Source organism: Candidatus Anoxymicrobium japonicum (genome assembly GCA_002843005.1).
GTDB classification, from domain to species: Bacteria; Actinomycetota; Geothermincolia; order Fen-727; family Anoxymicrobiaceae; genus Anoxymicrobium; species Anoxymicrobium japonicum.
Window position 1 is genome coordinate 1 of the sequence record PHEX01000106.1, and the last position, 3,364, is coordinate 3,364.

Below are 3,364 nucleotides of genomic sequence, written 5' to 3' on the forward strand. Positions count from 1 at the left end.
TGACCCCTTTGTTGCGTTTTCTTGGAAGTGATACTGGATGAATGGCAAAGATTACTATAAAACACTTGGTGTGGCGAAAGATGCCGGGAAAGAGGAAATAAAGAAGGCGTATCGAAAACTCGCGCACAAGTACCACCCGGACAAAAACCCAAACAACAAGGAAGCCGAGGATCGCTTCAAAGAAATAACCGAGTCCTACGAGGTGCTGTCCGACGACAAAAAGCGGCAGGAGTACGATTCCGGGCGGTTGTTCGGAGCGCAAGGGGGGTTCGACGGTTGGGGCGGCGCTGGCGGAGGGGCGCAGGGGTTCAGCTTCGAGGGGGATCTCGGCGACATCTTCAATCTGTTTGGTGGCGGCCGCGCGTCGGCCGGGAGGCCGGGCGGCAGGCGAGGGACGCGTGGCGATGATGTCGAGGTGCGGGTGAACATGTCGTTCGACGATGCGCTAAAAGGCGCCAGCGTGCCCGTAACCATGACTCGCGATGTGATTTGTGAAGTGTGTAAAGGTCTCGGATCCTCGCCGGGAACTTTTCCTCAGACCTGCCCCACGTGTGGCGGCCGCGGTTCCGTAGCGGAGAGCCAGGGGTTGTTTGGCTTGAGCCGTCCGTGCCCGGCATGCCATGGCAAGGGACAGATAATTCAGGATCCATGCTCGAACTGCAAAGGGACAGGCCACCGCAGGCGCCCGAAGAAAATCAGGATACGCATCCCTGAGGGTGTGAGTGATGGGTCGCGCATATGCTTTCACGGAAAGGGCGAGCCGGGCGCGAATGGAGGGCCTCCAGGGGATCTGTACGTCGTGACCGGGGTCGAGAAACATCCGTACCTTGGAAAGCGTAACGCTGACATCACACTTGACTTGCCGTTGACGTATTCGGAGGCCGCGCTCGGCGCGCGGGTCGAGGTGCCTACAATTCACGGAAAGGTTAATCTCAATATACCGGCGGGCACGCAGAGTGGCAGAACCTTCCGCCTGAAGGGCAAAGGAGCTCCGCGGCTCAAGGGCAAGGGACAGGGTGATATGCTCATAACAGTAAGGGTCGTCGTTCCACAAAAGATAAACAAGGAAATGCGCCAGGCCGTGGAGAGACTTGGGGAGCTCGAGACCGGTGATGCGCGCGCCTTCCTGGAGCAGGAGTAAGAGACGATGGAGAAGGACCGGCGCCAGGGCGTATATGTCATTAGTGTCGCGGCCAGGCTAGCCGAAATGCATCCCCAGACGCTCAGGATGTACGAGCGCAGGGGGCTCCTCCACCCGGAGCGCGCGTTCAACAACAGGAGGCGCTACTCCGATGACGATCTGATGAGGTTGCGGCGTATCCAGGAGCTGACGAGCGAGGGGCTCAACCTATCGGGCGTCGTCAGAGTTCTCGCGATGGAAAAAGAGATGCGCGTTCTAAAGGACAAGATGGCGAACATGGAAGTCGAGATGACCGAGGCCCACAGGGTGATGCGGCAGGAGATACTGGATATCAAGAGCAGGATCGCTTTGAGGGTCAAGCCGGTGGCGAGCATAGTCCAGGTGAAAAAGGTTTCTCGTGAACGGCCGGGGCGCTAACGCTCTGTCCATGAATAGCTTTTAAAAGACTTGCGCGATGAGTGACATTTCCAGCAACAAAGAAGAAATTGCCAGCGCGCTTGAAGGCGCCAGCCGTCTTCTCGCGGATCGCTTTGGATATTCCAGGTTCTTGCCCGGTCAGGAGCGGGCGCTTCAATCCGTCTTCGCCGGCAGGCACCTGCTTGTTGTTATGCCTACTGGCAGTGGCAAGTCCATCATCTACCAACTCCCATCTCTGATGGACACGGGCCTGACGATCGTCGTGTCCCCGTTGATATCTCTGATGAAGAACCAGGTGGACGACCTTCATGCCCTTGGCGTTCCGGCGACCGCGGTCAATTCAAGTCTCAGCCGCGTCGAGCAGAACGCGAGGTTATCCGCATGCGCAAGGGGAGAGTGCCGGCTCCTCTATATCGCGCCCGAGAGATGCCGGGACAACGCTTTTCTGTCGATGTTGCATGCCGTAAATGTTTCGAGGCTCGTCGTTGACGAGGCGCACTGTATCTCTGAATGGGGTCACGATTTCAGGCCGGATTACCGGAGGCTCAAACAGTTCCACGAGCTCATTGGTTGCCCGCCGGTGACCGCACTGACGGCCACTGCCACCCGCCGGGTGCAGATTGACATCATCCAATCGCTGGGCCTCACCCGGGATGATATGGACATCCACGTTCACGGGTTCGACCGCCCGAACCTCGAGCTGAGTGTTGAAGTAACGCACACCGACAAAAAGAAGATGGACTTCCTGTCACGGTTCCTGCGCGAGAACAGCGGGTCCGGCATCATTTATGCCGGCACACGCAAGAACGTTGATGAGATCGTTGAGACCTTGAGCCAGGTGGCGCCGGACATAGTCGCTTACCACGCGGGGATGGAGTCCGAGGATCGGGTCAAAGCTCAAGAAGTTTTTCTCAGCGGGGATGCGCGGGTCGTCGCGGCCACTTCAGCTTTCGGGATGGGAATCGACAAGCGCGACGTACGTTTCGTCGTCCACTACAACTACCCGGGATCGGTCGAGCAGTACTACCAGGAGATTGGTCGCGCCGGGCGCGATGGCCTCGAATCGCGTTGTGTGCTCCTTTATTCTTCTGCCGACAGGAGCCTCCGCGAGTTCTTCCTCGATGTCAGTTATCCCGATGACGGACTGGTGAGAGATGTCTACGAGACTATCTGGCGGCTACCCGGCAGCACTATCCTCATGACATACAAGGAGATCGCCGGATCGTGCGATCAGTACATAGGAGAGGCGCAAATGGGGGCGGCCATCCGTCTGCTCGATGGCGCGGGAGTGCTCCGCGCTTACAGCGGCGAGCCGATGATAGGGATTACCGTGACGCGACCCCTTTCCAGTGCCGGTAGCGAAGTTCGCGGGTCGGTGCGACAGAAGGTGCTCGAAGGGCTGGCATCTTCTGTCGATCTGAAGACCCCCGGCCGAGTGGAAATCGGCATCAACCGGCTGGCATCCGACTCCGGTGTTTTCCCCGAGCAAGTGAAGAGGGCGCTAACAGCGCTTCGGGATGCGGGGCTGCTGGAGTACGCGCCGCCGTTTCGCGGACGCGGCTTGCGGAAGCTTGTCGACCCGGCGCCGCCATTCAAAGACCTCGCGATCGATTGGGCACGACACGGCTCGCTTCGCCGAATGGAAGAAGACAGGCTGGCGGCGATGGAGAAGTTCATTCTGCGGCAAGGGTGCAGACGCGGATACATTCTCAACTACTTTGGAGAGAAGCAGTCGTTCGAATGTGGCGCCTGTGACTGCTGCAAGAAGAGCGCAACAGTCGAGAAAGATACAGTTGACGCATTAGA

The 3,364-nt window shown here is 58.5% G+C and carries 3 protein-coding genes; all 3 read left to right on the forward strand.

The annotated features are described in order from the left end of the window. Positions 1–37 precede the first annotated feature (37 nt). Positions 38–1,141, forward strand: coding sequence for a molecular chaperone DnaJ (gene dnaJ / locus CVT63_08100; protein ID PKQ27418.1), 1,104 nt, complete (start codon positions 38–40; stop codon positions 1,139–1,141). Between the two features lie 6 nt (positions 1,142–1,147). Further along, positions 1,148–1,558, forward strand: coding sequence for a MerR family transcriptional regulator (locus tag CVT63_08105; protein PKQ27419.1), 411 nt, complete (start codon positions 1,148–1,150; stop codon positions 1,556–1,558). 37 nt (positions 1,559–1,595) lie between these two features. Next, positions 1,596–3,364: hypothetical protein (locus CVT63_08110; GenBank protein ID PKQ27420.1), on the forward strand; the 1,769-nt coding region annotated here is incomplete at its 3' end.

Coding starts and splice junctions, on each gene's coding strand:
- dnaJ (PKQ27418.1), top strand. CDS start 38: ATGAATGGCAAAGATTACTATAAAACACTTGGTGTGGCGAAAGATGCC.
- CVT63_08105 (PKQ27419.1), top strand. CDS start 1,148: ATGGAGAAGGACCGGCGCCAGGGCGTATATGTCATTAGTGTCGCGGCC.